Annotated in this window: 13 protein-coding genes and 2 tRNA genes; 11 read left to right on the top strand and 4 right to left on the bottom strand. The window is 45.0% G+C overall.

Annotated features, from left to right (window positions below):
* Window positions 1-262: 262 nt before the first annotated feature.
* The 9 genes from DSZ37_RS16870 to DSZ37_RS16910 all read left to right on the top strand — a co-directional run bounded on the left by DSZ37_RS16870 (window position 263) and on the right by DSZ37_RS16910 (window position 8359).
* Complete coding sequence (locus DSZ37_RS16870) at window positions 263-1402, top strand: sugar ABC transporter substrate-binding protein (protein ID WP_109728016.1); 1140 nt, start codon at window positions 263-265, stop codon at window positions 1400-1402.
* A complete protein-coding gene (locus DSZ37_RS16875) occupies window positions 1402-2610 on the top strand; it encodes a GGDEF domain-containing protein (RefSeq protein WP_109728017.1) in 1209 nt (402 codons plus the stop codon). The genes DSZ37_RS16870 and DSZ37_RS16875 overlap by 1 nt, the downstream gene beginning before the upstream one ends.
* 120 nt (window positions 2611-2730) lie before the next feature.
* The gene (locus tag DSZ37_RS16880; RefSeq protein WP_109728018.1) at window positions 2731-3288 is read left to right on the top strand and encodes a hypothetical protein; all 558 of its coding nucleotides are present in this window, start codon (window positions 2731-2733) and stop codon (window positions 3286-3288) included.
* Between the two features lie 178 nt (window positions 3289-3466).
* Entirely contained in the window at window positions 3467-4552 is a 1086-nt protein-coding gene (locus tag DSZ37_RS16885; RefSeq protein WP_109728019.1) for a plectin, read from the top strand.
* A 42-nt stretch (window positions 4553-4594) separates the two neighbouring features.
* Entirely contained in the window at window positions 4595-6313 is a 1719-nt protein-coding gene (locus DSZ37_RS16890) for a [Fe-Fe] hydrogenase large subunit C-terminal domain-containing protein (protein WP_109728020.1), read from the top strand.
* 306 nt (window positions 6314-6619) lie between these two features.
* Window positions 6620-7630, top strand: coding sequence for a stage V sporulation protein AD (locus DSZ37_RS16895; RefSeq protein ID WP_109728021.1), 1011 nt, complete (start codon window positions 6620-6622; stop codon window positions 7628-7630).
* Between the two features lie 4 nt (window positions 7631-7634).
* A complete protein-coding gene (gene spoVAE / locus DSZ37_RS16900) occupies window positions 7635-7997 on the top strand; it encodes a stage V sporulation protein AE (RefSeq protein ID WP_109728022.1) in 363 nt (120 codons plus the stop codon).
* Window positions 7998-8204: 207 nt separating this feature from the next.
* Window positions 8205-8281: transfer RNA gene (locus DSZ37_RS16905), tRNA-Met, on the top strand.
* 3 nt (window positions 8282-8284) lie between these two features.
* Window positions 8285-8359, top strand: a tRNA-Glu gene (locus DSZ37_RS16910).
* Window positions 8360-8525: 166 nt separating this feature from the next.
* On the opposite strand, the gene DSZ37_RS16915 is transcribed toward DSZ37_RS16910, so the two are convergent.
* The 3 genes from DSZ37_RS16915 to DSZ37_RS16925 all read right to left on the bottom strand — a co-directional run bounded on the left by DSZ37_RS16915 (window position 8526) and on the right by DSZ37_RS16925 (window position 10473).
* A complete protein-coding gene (locus DSZ37_RS16915; protein ID WP_109728023.1) occupies window positions 8526-9797 on the bottom strand; it encodes a site-specific integrase in 1272 nt (423 codons plus the stop codon).
* A gap of 100 nt (window positions 9798-9897) precedes the next feature.
* Complete coding sequence (locus DSZ37_RS16920) at window positions 9898-10092, bottom strand: helix-turn-helix domain-containing protein (protein ID WP_072301224.1); 195 nt, start codon at window positions 10090-10092, stop codon at window positions 9898-9900.
* A 60-nt stretch (window positions 10093-10152) separates the two neighbouring features.
* Entirely contained in the window at window positions 10153-10473 is a 321-nt protein-coding gene (locus tag DSZ37_RS16925) for a plasmid mobilization protein (protein WP_109728024.1), read from the bottom strand.
* 995 nt (window positions 10474-11468) lie between these two features.
* On the opposite strand from DSZ37_RS16925, the gene DSZ37_RS16930 reads away from it, so the two are divergent.
* Window positions 11469-15272, top strand: a complete 3804-nt coding sequence (locus DSZ37_RS16930) for a hypothetical protein (protein ID WP_109728025.1) — start codon at window positions 11469-11471, stop codon at window positions 15270-15272.
* Window positions 15273-15923 (top strand): hypothetical protein, encoded by a 651-nt coding sequence (locus tag DSZ37_RS16935; protein WP_109728026.1) that lies wholly within the window; start codon window positions 15273-15275, stop codon window positions 15921-15923. It abuts the gene before it with no gap.
* A gap of 426 nt (window positions 15924-16349) precedes the next feature.
* On the opposite strand, the gene DSZ37_RS18070 is transcribed toward DSZ37_RS16935, so the two are convergent.
* Window positions 16350-16885 (bottom strand): site-specific integrase (locus tag DSZ37_RS18070; protein ID WP_242978660.1); only part of this gene is annotated, 536 nt, incomplete at its 5' end.

The following is a 16885-nucleotide window of genomic DNA, read 5'->3' on the forward strand; positions in this document are numbered from 1 at the left end:
AATGAAGTAAAAAAACTTTAGGTATAAAATTGATTAAATTGCATATAAAATTTTTGATTTTTTTGTACAGGGTTGTGGGAATGTATTTACAAAATACTGTTGAAATTCGGGAAGAAATGTGATAGAATTAGGTATGGATATCAATAAATAGCCTGACAGGGGTGTTACCGCAAGCTAAGACACGTTTTAGGCGCAGCAATAATTGGTCACGGCAGGTATCCTGCGGTAGAACAGGCTTATTGATCAAAGGAGGTTCAGTATTATGAACAAGAAAAACAGAAGAGGTGTTTTCAGAGCCATCGCTGCCTGCACTCTTTCTGCTGCAATGCTCCTTTCGGGAGGATGCGGAAGTAAGGGCGCTCAGAGAGGCCCGGGCGGTCCTAACGCTCAGCAGGGCGGTACTATCTTCGTTATCACCAAGCAGAGTCTCAGCTTCTGGGATGATGTTAAAAAGGGTGCCGAAGATGCAGGTGAGGAATTCGGTTACGATATCGTTTTCAGAGAAGGAACCAACGATAACGACTATTCTTCACAGGAAGCAGCTATCTATGATGCTGTAAAGAAAAAGGCAAAGGCAATAGTTATTGCCCCCAACGGCAAGACAGAGCTCAACAAGGCTTTTGAAGAAGCCGAAAAGAACGGCATCAAGATCATCAATATCAACTCAAGAGCCGATTATGAAGGCGTTGCTTCATTTATTCGCTGCTCAGACTATGAGAGCGGATCTGTTGCGGCAAGAAATGCTATCAATCTCTTGCAGGTGAAGGATCCCGAGCTGGCAACACTGAAGAATATCGCTATCATCCCCAGCACGGCTGCTACTTCCGAAGAGCGTGTTGCAGGCTTTATCGATTCATTCACTTCACAGGCTGCCGATGCTATTGCTCCCATTGATATGACAGAGACCAACGAGAAAAAGGTACAGGATGCAAGATCTGCAAAGATCGACGCATACAAGAAGGGCGTCATCCAGGGTGCTGCCTGCTCAAGCGAGAGCGCTGCCAAGGACGCTGCAATGAAGATACTTCAGAGCAATCGTGACTCGATCTCGGTTATGTTCGGAACCAACACAAATACCACACTCGGTATCTGTGAGGCTATCGAGGAGCTTGAGCTTGAGAAAGATATTACCGTAATCGGATTCAACTCCGATGAGAAGGAGCTGGCTTACATAAAGACTCACGTTCTTGACGGTACAGTTATTCAGAATCCTTACATGATGGGATATGTTGGAGTAAGATACGCAAAGAGAGCAATTAACGGTGACAGCGTTCCTTCAAGAATGGATACAGGCGCCGTATTCGTTGACGCAGAAAATATCAATGATGATTTCATTCAGCTCATGATCTACCCTGACGGTAAACCTGATGCGGCTGAAAAAACCGACGGAGGTGAGGGTTAATGGCAAAGAATAATAAGTCGAAGGGTTCAGGTGCATATATATTCGCGGGTATTCTTATCGCTATTATCTATATCATCAACACCTTCCTTGTTGAAAGCATCTACTGGGGCAACCAGGAGGTTTCACAGAAAACAGGACAGGCAAACAGTGCTCTTAATAAGATCAATTCGGAGCTGACTGCTATCAATATGGACAGTATCAGTATCGCAGCAGGTATCATTCCTCCCGAGGATATCGGTATCACAATGGGCGATACCAACAAGAGATACGGCAACATCATCGCTGCCGAGCATCAGTTTGAGGCTATCGAAGACCTCAGCCCCACAGTTGTAAAGAGATACAATTACGCTAAGTCTCTTATCACAGCATTCAAGGATAAGCTCGACAGTCTCGGTACTAAAAACGTAAAGGAAGGCAACGAGGAAATGATGTCTGATATCCTGAAGCAGGAGATATATCCTCTTCAGACCACCGCTTCCGAAATGCTTATATCCACTATCGACGTTGTTAACGTTGAGACCGCAAAGATGAATGCTGCAAACACCAAGAGAGCGTTCGCACTCATGACAGTAATGATGATCGTTGCTATCCTCGGTGAGATCGCTGTATGGCTCTTTGCAAGACGTGCAAAGAAGATCAGGGCAGAGCTCGAGGAGCGTGAGAAGAACCTTGCAGAGGTCGATGCAAAGCTCAAGGCTACACGTCAGAAGGCAAGCGACCTTGCTGTTATCAACGTTCTTACAGGTATGAAGAACCGTTACGCTCTCGACAGCGATGTAAGCGACAGACTCGAAACAGGCAGATTCAATATTGCTGTATTCGATATGGATAACTTCAGAAGCATCAACGATACCTACGGCTATGACTTCGGTGACGAGTATCTCGCTGCCGTAGCCGAGAAGCTCAAGGAGGAGTTCGGCGATGTTGCAGAGATCTACAACATCACAGGTAATGAGTTCTGCTTCCTGTTCAATTCAAGCGTTACAGAAAGTCAGGCAATGGGTATCGCTCAGAATATCCAGCGTGTAATGAGCAGCCCATATGAGGTGCTCAACCTTGCGGTACAGCTTCCCTGCTCGGGTGCCGTTTACCACTACCTGCCCGGCGATTGTCTCAACGTAAACTCACTGCTTGTTAAGCTTGATACAGCTCTGAGAACCGTTAAGATGAACGGCGGTAACATGATCAATACAGTAATGAATATGTAAGATCGCTAACGGAGCGGCTGTCGGAAACGGCAGCCGTTCTTTTTATTGCCGAAATGATTGACAGATAGTAGGAAAAGTGATAGAATATACTTATTGAATAACGAAAGGCAGGTGTGATCGGTGAAGAAATATGCAGTCTATGGCTCTCCTACGGGAGAATACTGTTACAGATATGCGGATACTATGGATGATCTTGCAGGCACAGGCTTCGAGGAGCTTATCACCGAGGAGCAGCTGCCTGTTGTTTTTGACGGCAGAGGCGGATACTTCCGCTTCCGCGAGGACGACCACAGCTTCAGGAGGATAATCGAATCTGACAAGGAGTATCCACTTGAGCTGGAGGAGATGTTCAAGCTCAACGATCCCGACTTCAAGCTGGGCTGGATATCACCCGACGGCGATACCTATTCCTGTGCGTTCACCAATCACAATAAGTGCGCGAAAATGATCGCCATGAAGTACTACCCCGGGGCGCGTTTTCCCGAGAGGACCCTTGATAAGAACGGCTGGCTTCAGGTCATGGATTCGTGGGACGGCACCCAGCAGCACCACGGTCAGTTCGTGTATACGGAAAAGGGCTTTATAACCAAGCGTCAGGCGGACAAGCTCTTTGATCTTGGACTGTACAACAACTCGGAGGTACAGCAGATGATAAAGGACAGCGAGAACGACTGGTGAAATAAAAAAATGAGCATTGGGCGGTTTACATAAAACCGCCCTGTTTTTTGTGCAGTTTTTTTATTGACTATATTGCCGATATGGTGTATAATTATTTTATATCATACTCGATAAGTGCGCTCGGCGGCATTTCTGATGTAACCGTCGGAGTATCGGGTGTTGTAAGGAGGATATACTTATGGCTGAGGCAAGATTTATTAAAACAGTGACCTTCGGCGGATACGAGAAAGAAGCCGTTATAAAAAGACTGGAGTTTCTGAATACTCAGGTACACGACCTCAGAAACGAGCTGAGAGAGACAAAGCTCCTTCTGGATGCCTATAAAAAAGGTTCGGATCAGGAGAAAGCTCTGGAATCGGTGCTGTCAGAGGAACGCGCCAAGCTCACACAGGTACAGGTACAGAACAACACCCTGAACGTCAAGCTGAAGGCTACGGACGATGAGAACCGCAGTCTGGAACAGCAGATAAAGGATCAGAATGCACAGATAGCCGAGCTTAACGACAAGCTGAAGGCTGCCGAGTCAAAATGTGCCGCTCTTATGGCTCAGGACGAGGCAATGGCGCTGAGCAACGTCTTCATCGAGGCTCAGAAGTCATCCTCAATGCTTGAGGGTACAGCAAAGGCTAAGGCTGCCGAGATAGAGTTCAAGTCAAAGAAGCTTGCCGAGGATATAGTTTCCGACGCAAACGTCGAGGCTGAACAGATAATTTTTGAGGCAGAGAGAACTGCCGCAGAAACTATTGCAGATGCCAAGAACAGAGCAGAGCAGATGGAAGTCGCTTCCAATAATCTGAGAGCGGCTGCCCTTGACGACGTTGCCACACTGAAAAAACAGGTGGCATTCATGGCTGATGCATTCGAGACTCTTCGCGATGAGGGCATAGACAGACTGGAAAAGGCCAAGGCACTTCTCGACGGTACCGAGAATACACTTAAAAGCGGCGGAGTTCCCGTGTTCAGGGAACCCAAGGTGTATGAGCCCGAGATACCCGAGCAGCCCATCACTCTTTCAGAGAAAATGCGCGAGGACTCCCGTAATGAGGATGAAAGACGCAAAAAGCAGGAGGAGCTGGATAAGCTCAGACAGATGGCAGAGTCCATCGGGAGTAAAAAAGAAGGCTCCGATAAGGATAACACCGAGGAAAAGCCGTCCGCTCCCACAGATAACAGCGGAGAAAAGCCGGCGGAGGGCGAGAAAAAAGGCGGAAAGATAGACCTTGCCGCTCTTGCAGCTAAGGCAAATGCCATCGGCAAGAATTAAAGAGGATCAATTCCGGATTTGCAGTAAGGAGTTATTATAGTTATGAGTGAACTGATCATTGTAAAACCTGAAAAGTGCGTCGGCTGCAATGCCTGCGTCAGAGAATGTCCCGCCCCCGAGGCAAATATGACAAAGCAGCTCGAGGACGGCAGATTTATCACCATGGTAAATCACGATAAGTGTATCGGCTGCGGTGAGTGTGTAAAGAAGTGTAATCACGGAGCAAGAGACTTTATCGACGATACCGATGAATGTATCTCCGAGATGATAAAGGAAAAGATAATCATTATGGCTTCGCCTGCCATCAAGACAGTACTTCCCACAAAGTGGAAGGGCGTCCTTGACTGGTTCAAGAAGCAGGGATGTACAGTATTCGACGTATCATTCGGTGCGGATATATGCACATGGGCTCACCTGAGAACTATCGATCAGGACAAGATAGGCAATATCGTAACACAGCAATGTCCCGCTATCGTAAAGTATATCGAGACCTATCAGCCCAAGCTGCTCCAGAATCTCTCGCCTATACACAGCCCTGTTGCGTGCAGTGCCATATACATAAAGAAATACCTGAGAAGAAACAATCCCATCGCTCTTGTGACTCCGTGTATCGCATCGAGAAACGAGGCTAAGGATACAGAGCTTTTTGATTATAATATCACTATCAAGAAGCTCCTTGAATACTTCGACAGGAACGATATAACCATACCCATAGACACTTCAGAGGATTACGAGTATAAGTTCGACGAGCCGCAGGGACAGCTTGGCTCTATCTACTCCCGTCCCGGCGGACTCAGAGACAACCTCTGGGTACACGATCCCGAGATCAATATCACCAACTCCGAGGGAGTTCACAAGGTGTTCCGCGAGATAGATATGTACGGCAGGATGCCCGAGTCAAAGCACCCCAAGGTATTCGACGTCCTCTCATGTGAGTTCGGATGTAATATAGGACCTGCTTCGGGTACAAAGCAGACCGTTTTCGATGTTATGTCAACTATGCGTGCTATCGAGAACGACGCCAAGGGACGCAGAAAGTCAACAGGTATCATGGGAAGGGGAGACGACAGGCTCTTCAAGAGATTTGATGACGAGCTCCGTGTGGCTGACTTCCTCAGGAATTACAAGCCCTCAATGCCCACTCCCGTGCCCAGCAATGCACAGCTCGACCCCATTTTCAAGAAGATGGGTATGCACACAGAGGAGGACCGCAAGTACGACTGTCACGCCTGCGGATACGACACCTGCCGCGATATGGCTATCGCTATCTCACGCGGACTCAATACTCCCGATAACTGTATCGTCCATGCAAAGTCAGTTCTCCTTGCAAGACATTCAGCCCTCAACAGGCAGAATGAGCAGCTTGAGGAGATCACAGCAGAATGTCTCGAGCTTTCGGACAAGCTGAAGGAGAACGTTGCAAAGATCAACGAGAATATGCAGAATATCGGCGAGTCAACCACAGCTACCAGCGAGAGAGCTGCCGTGGTAAAGGACCTTCTCGAGAACGTTGTTACCTTCTGTAACGACAACTCAACTATGGACGCCGACAGCGTTTCACAGCTCACATCTATCCTTGAGACAACTATCTCGGCATTCAGTGCCCTCGATGACAATGTCAGCAGGACAAATGAGAGCTCAGAGACCATAAATGAGTCCATCAAGGATATCATCGCACTTGTGGGCGAGATAAACGAGGTCCTCGTAAAGACCGATAACAAGGAGCTTGCAGCGGCAGCTGCCGACCCCATGGCTCAATAAATACAAAAGTCCCGAAAACGGGGCGGATACAGAGGTAATACGCCATAGTGTTTCTGATATGCATTCAGAAGTACTATGGCGTTTTTATTGATAAGCTAAATCAGAATTTATATGTGTAGGGGACGCCGCCCTCGGCGTCCCGCGAAATTTATTACACGCCCAACGGGACGCCGAGGGCGGCGTCCCCTACATTATGCCAACGGCTTAAATCATAATTTAGCTATGCTAAATTTTGATCTATAAGTATGGGGTCACGCGAATAATACCGCCTTTTTCGTGCATAATAGCTCCAAAGGAGGCTATATCATGGCAGAAAAAACGGCAAGGGGAGTCTTCCGAACGGAAACTCCCGTAAAAATAAGGAGCTATGCCGCTGCGGTCGGTGAAAAAGAGGGGCAGGGACCTCTCGGACAGTGCTTCGATAAGGTGGTTGAGGACAGTCATTTCGGTATGGAGACGTGGGAGCAGGCGGAGAGCCGCTTTCAGCTTGAAGCCGTCAGTATCGCTCTCGGCAAGGCAGGTCTAACCAAGGATGAGCTTGATGTGATATGTGCAGGAGACCTCATCAATCAGTGTATCGGCTCCGCTTACAGCATGAGGGAGCTCGCTGTGCCATTTCTCGGGCTTTACGGTGCCTGCTCTACTATGGCGGAGGGTCTGCTCATAGCTTCGGTGCTGACAGACAGCGGTATCGCCGGAAATGCTGCCGCCGTCACCTCGTCACACTTCTCCACCGCCGAGAGACAGTTCCGTTTTCCTCTGTCCTACGGCGGTCAGAGGACTCCTACTGCACAGTGGACCTGTACCGCTTCGGGAGCAGTGATACTCTCCCGTGATATGGGCGCTGTGAGGGTGGAAGGTGGCTGCATAGGCAGGATAGCGGACCTCAGCGTCAGCGATATAAATAATATGGGAAGCGCTATGGCGCCTGCTGCCGCAGATACCATTCAGCGCTATCTTGACGCCACGGGAACAGCTCCTGCGGACTATGACTTCATAGTGACGGGAGATCTTGGACTGGTAGGAAGTCCGCTTCTTGTGGATATAATGCTGAAACAGGGCGTCGATATCTCGCAGCAGCACCGCGACTGCGGAGCTATGATATTTGACCCCGACACTCAGGACACACATTGCGGCGGTTCGGGCTGCGGCTGCGGAGCAAGCGTGCTCTGCGGTCACTTCCTGCCAATGCTGGAAAGGGGAGAGGTGAGTAATATCCTCTTTGCCGCCACGGGAGCGCTTATGTCGCCTATGTCTTTGCAGCAGGGCGAGACAATTCCTGCCATCTCCCACCTCGTTCACCTCAGAAAGGACTGATACTGTGATAGCAGATATATTGAAAGCATTCGTGGTCGGCGGTGTTATATGCACCGTGGGACAGCTCCTCATCGACTTTACAAAGCTGACTCCTGCAAGGATACTGACGGGTTTTGTGGTGGCAGGAGTCATACTCTCGGCGCTTGGCGTGTATAAGCCCCTTGCGGACTTCGCAGGAGCAGGAGCCACTGTACCGCTGACAGGCTTCGGACACCTTCTGGCAGAGGGGATAAGAAAGACTATCGTCAGCGACGGGCTCCTCGGCATATTCACGGGCGGCCTGACCGCCGCAGCAGGGGGCGTCACAGCAGCTCTGCTGTTCGGGCTTGGAGCGTCGCTTCTGTTCAGACAAAAGGATCGTTTATGAACGTAATAATAAAGGGCAGGCTTTTTCAGCCTGCCTGATGTCATATATGTGAGAATACAGGCTCTTCATTTTTAACAACAAGAGCCTCGGTAAATAGCTGCAATTTGTATATGCAGACGAATTTCAGAGAATATTTCTCCCTTTGCTTGACTTTTCTCCTTATTTGTACTATAATAATTTAGTCGCAGGTAACGCCTGCTCAAATGTGGCGGCATAGCTCAGTTGGCTAGAGTACTCGGTTCATACCCGATTGGTCGTTGGTTCGAATCCTACTGCCGCTACCAAATGGCCCGTTGGTCAAGAGGTTAAGACATCGCCCTTTCACGGCGGAATCATGGGTTCAATTCCCGTACGGGTCACCATTCAGCAATCCCACAGATGGCTTAAAATAGCCGTTTGTGGGCTTTCTTTTTTCTCAAAAATGCCCTCAGCCCCTTGTCAGCCACTTATTTTCAAAATCAGCCACTTGGACTGTGGTTTTCTTTTCGCATGACTGCAGAGAGTATGCTCCCTACAGCTGCTTTTTACTCACATCGACAGACTCATCGTTTCTTCTTCCAACTCGTCATCAGCTTCATCAATATCGACCGCTTCTTCGCTCTCGACTGTGTCCTGACTTTCCCCTGTCGGTTCATTGTTGAAGGACAGGGCGTTAGTAATTGCATCACAATTCCTCGTCCTTGCCTCTTGAAACATATGAGAATACAAGTTCAGAGTTGTTCCTACGATGCTATGTCCCATATCGGCTGACACTGCCACTACATCCACTCCTTCAAATATCAGGAGCGATGCGTGCAGGTGCCGCAGCGAATGAATATCGCAGAATCGGAAACCGTTGTGCTTGCAGAACTCTCTGAACCAACCGTATGGTGTCTGCGGATTCATAGGCTCGCCGTTCCACTTTGTGAACAGCCTGTCATGATCCTCCCACTTTGTTCCGAGCTGTGCGGCTTCTGCGTCCTGTTCCGCCTTGAACTGTTTCAGCATATTCATTATCACGGGCGGAAACTTGCTCATACGCTTTGATCGCTTAGTCTTGGTTGTGTCTGTGTATATGCCTTTCTCCTTTGTGTACTGTGACGTTCTGCGGACAGATATTGTACTGTGTTCAAAGTCTATATCCTTCCACTCAAGTCCCAGCATCTCGCTTCGGCGGAAGCCGCTGTATATTGCGAGCATAATGTACAGCTTCCATTTAAGAGGCTCGCTGTCGAGCTTCTGAAATATCTGCTTGACCTCGTCAATAGTATAGATTTCTTTCTCCTTCGACTCGCCTTTGGGTACAGTCACTCGGCGACATGGGTTGTCACTGAGCATATCCATTTTTATTGCGTACGCAAATATGTCTGAGATAAAGTTCAGGTGATGTACTACCGTCTTTCTCGACAGCGGCTTGCCATTACGCTGATTTTTACCATTGACATACAAGTCCGAGATGAAAGCCTGTATGTGTCTTGCTGTTATTTTGTCGAGCTTCATATGACCGAGTGCCGGATAGACACGCTGTGTGGTCTGTCTCATTCTCTCGTATGAAGTCGGTCGAAGATTGATCTTGGCGTATTCCTCAAACCACTGCTCCGCAAACGTCTGGAACTTTATTGAGGCTGTTATCTTGCCTTTCTTGCACTCTTCCTCAAACAACACTGCCTGTCGCTGAAGCTCCTTTTCAATTTGTCTCTTGGTCAGTCCCTCGGGCGGTTTCCAGTGCTTGAACTGGAGAACCTGTTTTCCGTTGACATCATATCCGCAGGAGACCTTTATTTCATAAGTGCCGCTTTTTCTTTGTCTTATTGTCGCCATATAAAACCTCCATTCAGTAATACGGCGCGTTTTTGCCAACGACATCATACCACAACTCGCTGTGGAAGTCCAGCAAAATCGCGCCGTTTGCACTATTTTTTTACGCAGTCTCCCCGCGCAGATATCTTAGGAATAATTCCTTGTTGATGAGATATTTCTTGCCAGCCATGATGTGCGGTACTTGGTCATTGATGCACATCTGACGGACTCTGTATTCGGTCAGCCCTTCCACAAGAGCTGCCGCTTCCTTTATGGTCAGCATTACGATTTTAGTTTCTGTTTTGTTTTCAGCCATTCGATCATACTCCTTCTCATTGTCTTGTTCATGTTTCCTGTGATTATTACGTTGTTCATTTTAATCTTTCCTTTCGTTATTTGATTGGGCATCAGCCCATGTGTATTCCGTGAGCTTCCTTGCGCTCACGTTCTTCTGCGAGTGCCTTGCGGTCAGCCTGTCCATGTTCGCAAGTGTAGCTATCTGATTGAGGTTTCGTCCTATAGCTTTCTGCTGCCGGACTATCTCATCGATGCCGTTGGCGACAACGATTTTCTTGCCGAGAGCGCACCGCATTACGAAGTCGTTGAGCTTCAATCCGTGCCTCTTTGCTAACTCATGTACACGCCTGCTTTCTTCCTCTGTGCAGCGTATTGCTATGGTTGTGTTTCTCCGTCTCATAGAATCCCTCCTTTTCTTCCGTTTTGTAAAATGTTTCAGTGTGCCGACAATTGTACTTCCTGTCCGTAGGGACTATGCGGAGGCACAATTGGGAGCGGCGGCTCGCCGTAAGTGGGTTTGGGCTTCTGCCCGACAAGCAAGGCGGCAGGCGGAATGCCAGCAGCTATGCTTGCCTTCCCAGAAGGGAAGATTATTCTCGGGGTACCGCCACTTTTCTCCCTCTGCCGATAGTATCTGTGCGGTATCGCCACACACGCTCCACGTTGCGTCACAATCGCTTTTGTGGGCATAGGTGGGATGACTACCCGATTTGTGTATCGGCGGCAAAAACGGGCGTTTTGCGTGTGACAGTAACTCAGCCGTGACAGTAAAACTACCGACACGGAAACTTACCGACACGCTCCGCAGATGAAGCTATATAGAGCTTTGTGAGCTGTCAGGTAACGCCTGCGTGACGGTAACGTTTCTACCGTCACTACCGACACGCTTTATTAGCAGAGAGATGACTGCCTCCATATATATACCGATGGGAGAAGGCAAAAACGAAGATTTCAATAAACCAGAAGCAATTATTTGTATAGATGCACAAGCGGTGTAATGGGAAACATATATTCGATTGGTAATAGTTGCCAACAAAGAAAACTCCCCACAGCAATTACTGTGGGGAGAGGTTTGCTTCATCAATAATATAAAAAAAATATATATCCATTTCACGCAGATACGTTGATTTCAGCCTGTGAGATGTGATAAAATATATATGCTGCAATGCAGCGTATACGCAATACCTCTACTCAGTTACAGTAACATCTTCACTTTATTCTTTCTACTGTTTTTTATCATTCATTCCGCTCTTTCGACTTCACGGTATTGTCTATTTTTTTATCCGAAAGGAGGCAGACTTAAACTACCATTCTTTGCTGCAAAAACTATAATAAAAATGATATCTGTATTTTACGCAGCATAAAACAGCATGATATCGGGAAATCGGAGGAAAAATGTTTAAGAAATTATTATCAGCAGTACTTTCAGCAGCTACCGCAGTAAGCTTCATCCCGCAGATACCTGCAAAGGCAGAGGAGGCAGTCCGCTACCCTTACGTTATGTTTGCAGGCTCAGCTGATGAGGGAGCTATTACCATCAACTCAAACAATGTCTGCATCAACGGCAGTATTGCAACAAACGGAACTATATCCACAACGGCTCAGAACTTTAACGTAAACGGTTCAAGAACCGAAAATGCTCAGGAAACTATGAAGTTCTTCTTCGATAAGATCGACAGCAGATACTTTACTTCTCATGTTGACACCTATTTTGAGGACTATTTTCTTGAGGACACAAACATCAATGTAAACATACCTATAGAGGCAGAAGGTGATATAGGTCTTACAGGAAATATCAATATCACCAGCGGCATTAAGGCACTTAATGATGTTGTTCTCAGCGGAAACGTAGAGAACTCTCAGGACTCTGTTATATGTGCCGAAACAGGTGATATTATAATAGATACGGACAACGTCAATCTTAACGGACTTGTCTATGCACCAAACGGCTGTGTAAATATCACTGCACAGAATCTGAATATCAACAGTGTTATTATCATTGCCGATACTATAACTATAACCTGTCCCAATCTCAATGCAAATTATAACTCTCAGATGGCAGAGTTCATCGGCAATGGATCTGAGCCGATAAACAACGATGATATTGAGATAGCGGCTTACGGTGAATACGAAGAAGAAACAGAAGCTTTCAATGTATACTGGAACACAACAGTACCCGACGGAAGCTTTGATATACAGGCGTCAGACGACGGCGAGAACTACACCTCAATAGGAACTGTAAATAACACTGACTCCTTTGAAATTTCATTCACTGAGCCCTTTGAAAAGAAGTACATAAAAGTCATTGAAACTGCAAACAGCGGCAAGATCGCAGAGTCGGTTCCATTTGTAGTCATAAGCACTGAAGACGACTACGATATCGAAGTTCTTGACAGTGATGAAGACGGACTTCCCGACATATATGAACTGAAGATAGGTACCGATCCCTACGATCAGGATACAGACGACGACGGTCTGACAGACTATCAGGAATATGTCTACACTCAGACTGATCCTCTTGTTTATGATTCAGTAACAGAGGGAGTTTCCGACGCTGACATTGATACCGACGAGGACGGCCTCAGCAATATAGACGAATTCACAAGGGAAACCTATCCGTGGACTACCGACACAGATCAGGACGGTCTCAGCGACTATGACGAGATCTATGTATACGGAACAGATCCGCTTGTAGCTGATAGTGACGAGGACGGTGTTGATGACGGTTCAGAGGTAAAGTTGGGACTTGACCCAAATGATCCTGCAACAAACGGTGTGCCCGACGGAGAATACGTTATCCCTCAGACCATAGTTGCCGATAGCAGTATCCTTTCAACTGTAAATACAACTGAAAGCCCCTATGAACTCTCAATCGACATAAAGACCAACGGTGATGCAGAAAAGGAACTCACTGTTGACGAAAGTGGTTATTCGGCTGCTATCGAAAACGACGCTATGATAGGAGCAAGTTTCGATGTGGAGATAACAGATACTTGCAATCCTGAGGAAATAGTGTTAAAATATGACATAAAGGAAGGCTATACCCAAAACACCCTGAATAAATTCTCAAGCCTTGAGGAGTTTCAAGGCATAAAGCGTCTCAACGTGTTCAGATTTGATGAGGATGAGAGAATGCTTCTTCCTGTTGAGACCGAGTACGACGTTAAGAATAACAAGCTCTGTGCAGCAGTAAATGAAACAGGCACATACTGCCTCATGGATATGGAGATATGGCTTGATAACCTTGATGTGGAAATGCCTGCCGAGAATAATGTTCCTGCACCTAAGGCGGCACCCAAAGCCGCTTCTAAAGCGCCTTCAGTTCCAACATCTAAATGGGAACCGGAATATGTAAATGCGCCTATTGATTTAGTATTCTTTATTCAGAATGAAGACAGCACTATTCAGAATGAAGACAGCACTAATGAGCGTGAACTTTATTTTGAATCTGAGAAAAATCTAATCAAACAATTATCGTTATATGTTTTTTCAAAAAACAGCAACGTCAGAGTATATATCATACCATACGATTCTACATACGCATCGCTTCTCTTGACAAATAAAGGAACTGCATTCAGCTCAGACTATATGACCTTGAATAATACTTTAAATAATTTGAAGTATATAACTCCGGGACAAGGCGGAAGTAGAAAAGAAGTATCTTATTATATAAGAAATACTTTATCATTACGAGATGATTCTGATAAGTTTATCTTTCACTTGATAAACAGCAGCACAGTTGGAAAACTGGATGAAGATATAGCCGCAATTGAATATGCATACAGCCATCAAATTAATTATTCTCAGATCACTCCGGTAGAAAATTACTTTACATATACAGATTTAATGCACCAAACAATTACAGCCAGAGATGGTCTGGATCTGATACTTGCTGATGACAATTATGAAACTATAAGGCAGCATATTGAAGGACATCTGTCAGCGCCGCGCCCTGTATATGATATTATCGTTCCGACAAAATGGAAGAAAATATCGCTTAAAGGTGAGCTTATTCCCAATGGAACAACAAACTCCGATACAGACGCTCTTACTGACTGGGAGGAGATCGATGAAGGAAAAATAAAAGTAAATTCTGATAATAGTATAGAGCTTCCTGTTTTCTGCATGGCTGATTTAGTAGGACACCTTACAAAATTCAATCAGAACGGCGATTATAACTTCCTTGTAAACGATTTTGCTCCGAGATACTATTTGCCTATCCTCTCCGATCCTACCGATGAGGACACGGATGATGATAAAATACCTGATGGTTATGATTCTGATATGAAAATGCCTGACGATTGGTACGCCTTTAGTGATCCAAACCCACTAAAATCAGATATAAATGAAACTGTGCTTGAGCATGATTTCTTTTCAGTGGACTATGAATTTAAAGAAGGTGCACAAGAAGACTGGAGCCTGGCAAATAATAATAATCATGCATCATATGGAGGATATCAAGGTTGGTTTGGAACCTATGGAATATATGAGAATCAAAAGATTTTTGGCTCAGGATTTCCGTTTGGTCATATCACAGGACACGACGTTCGTAGTGAAGGTTGTGGTCTGATAGCAGTTGCCGATATGTTTTATTACTTGTTGCTACAGCGTAATATTATAGATGGTTCCGTCAATCAGAATAATCGATACTCTCATTTGTCATTTGATCAATATACTGATTATGTAAAAAATCTTTCACAAGGAGTTGTATTTTTTCCTATAATTGGCGGTACTGTATCAGCATATATATCAGGTAATCTTTCTCAATCAATTGATAAAATACAAAAAGCTTTCGAACTCAACTTGGATTCAAATTGGTGTATAAGTACTGATAAGAATACTTGTTTGAAGAGGATCAAAGGAATGCTCAATAATGATATTCCTGTTATATATTCTTGTTGTGTTTCTGAAGATAATGCATTACAGCTATATTGTTTTCATAATGATTATGATATAGTCTATAATACAATCGAATACAAAGATCAGGACGGAAATAACAAAGAAGTATATCCTGTTAAAAACCATTATATGGTTGCAACAGGTGTAATTGAATTCAGTGATGATGTTGAAAATATCATTGGTAGGAAAGCAATGATAAAAACAGCAACATACGGAAAAATGTACTATGTTGATTTTGATGAATACAGCGAAAATCTTTCTGTTGTAACTAATATATTCAATATCGAAAGGAGTAAATAAATGAAAAAAGCTCTAAATATAGTTGCCCCCATACTAACAGTAATTGTTCTTATCTTAGGATGCTCCTGTGCCAATAAAAATGATTCTTGCCCTGATTATTGTAAGGATATATACAAATCGCTTACAAAAACCACAGGACTGTTCAGATGTTCTCACATAAAATATGATGAACAAGATGACAGTGTCCATTTTTATTTTGAAGCGAATAAAGATGCGGAATATAGTAAAGAAACTGAGACAGATGATGTTATTAAAAAAAGAAAAATCATAACTAATTATTTATACAAAAATCCTAAAAATGAATTGTCGTCCAAACATATAATCTTGCTTTTTTCGCGATTTCCTGGCGATTCTTTTAATCTAAACAACTTTAATGAGAAAAAAGAAGGATTATATAATGACTTTCCATTCTGCTATGATGTAACTGTCAATGCTTCAAATTATGAGAGCTTTATTAATGTTTTTTCACTGAGTATAAAGATAGAATCTTCTGAGGAACTAAAAATACTTGAAAAATTTGAACGACTGGAATATTTAAAACTTTATGGACCTGAAATATCCGATGATGAAAGGGAATATCTCAGGACCACTCTTCCCGATTGTGAAATATATTATAATGGCAAGCTTATCAATAAAAGGGTAGGATCATAGAATAGTTAATGGAATAATACATCATATATCAAGTTTTTAACCAGTGGAAGTATACAACAACTTATAAAGGATACAAAATAATATTCTTTCTATCCTTTTTCTTTAGTAGCGTGCTCCTCAGCCACTTGTTTGCCACATATTATTACTGAAAACTGCTTGAAATCACTAAAAACCACTCGAAATCAAGCCCTTAAATCAGGCTGTTTTTCGGTGAATTTTGCACAATACTCAAAACTGGCAGAAGCCTTTCGGTCAGTTCAATTCCCGTACGGGTCACCATTTAGCAATCCCACAGATGGCTTAAAATAGCCGTTTGTGGGTTTTCTTTTTTCTAAAAATCAGGCTTTGGCACTTGTTTGGCACTTATTATCTTTTAACTATTAATTTGGGTATCCGCAGAGCTTTCGCTCTGCGGTACTTTTTTGCTCATAATGCCAGTGCCTGCTGTTCAGTCTCGGCTTCGGTATCGTCCTCGGCAGGACTTTCTTCCTCTGTGCCTATATCGTTTGTGAAACTCAGCGCATTGCTTATCGCATCACAGTTGCGAGCCTTAGCTTCCTGAAACATATGAGAATACAGATTCAAGGTAGTTCCTACGACGCTGTGTCCCATGTCCGAGGATACCGCTACTACATCTACGCCCTCAAATATAAGCAGACTTGCATGGAGATGTCGCAGTGAATGGATATTCTTGAACGGCACTCCGATACGCTCACAGTAGCCTTTAAGCCACTCAAACGGTGTCTGCGGATTCATCGGTGCTCCGTTCCATTTGGTGAACAGTCTGTCATGGTCTTCCCACTTGGTGCCAAGCTGCTTGGCTTCCGTGTCCTGTTCCGCCTTGAACTGCCTGAGCAAGTTCATTATAGAGACAGGCATCTTGGACACTCGCTTCGACTTTCTCGTTTTCGTAGTGTCGGTATAAATGCCCTTCTCAGCAGTATACTGTGATGTTCGGCGGA

This window comes from Ruminococcus flavefaciens (assembly GCF_900116855.1).
GTDB lineage: Bacteria > Bacillota > Clostridia > Oscillospirales > Ruminococcaceae > Ruminococcus > Ruminococcus flavefaciens_R.

Coding starts and splice junctions, on each gene's coding strand:
- DSZ37_RS16875 (WP_109728017.1), top strand. CDS start 1,402: ATGGCAAAGAATAATAAGTCGAAGGGTTCAGGTGCATATATATTCGCG.
- DSZ37_RS16930 (WP_109728025.1), top strand. CDS start 11,469: ATGTTTAAGAAATTATTATCAGCAGTACTTTCAGCAGCTACCGCAGTA.
- DSZ37_RS16920 (WP_072301224.1), bottom strand. CDS start 10,092: ATGGCTGAAAACAAAACAGAAACTAAAATCGTAATGCTGACCATAAAG.
- DSZ37_RS16925 (WP_109728024.1), bottom strand. CDS start 10,473: ATGAGACGGAGAAACACAACCATAGCAATACGCTGCACAGAGGAAGAA.
- DSZ37_RS16870 (WP_109728016.1), top strand. CDS start 263: ATGAACAAGAAAAACAGAAGAGGTGTTTTCAGAGCCATCGCTGCCTGC.
- DSZ37_RS16890 (WP_109728020.1), top strand. CDS start 4,595: ATGAGTGAACTGATCATTGTAAAACCTGAAAAGTGCGTCGGCTGCAAT.
- DSZ37_RS16915 (WP_109728023.1), bottom strand. CDS start 9,797: ATGGCGACAATAAGACAAAGAAAAAGCGGCACTTATGAAATAAAGGTC.
- DSZ37_RS16895 (WP_109728021.1), top strand. CDS start 6,620: ATGGCAGAAAAAACGGCAAGGGGAGTCTTCCGAACGGAAACTCCCGTA.
- DSZ37_RS16885 (WP_109728019.1), top strand. CDS start 3,467: ATGGCTGAGGCAAGATTTATTAAAACAGTGACCTTCGGCGGATACGAG.
- DSZ37_RS16935 (WP_109728026.1), top strand. CDS start 15,273: ATGAAAAAAGCTCTAAATATAGTTGCCCCCATACTAACAGTAATTGTT.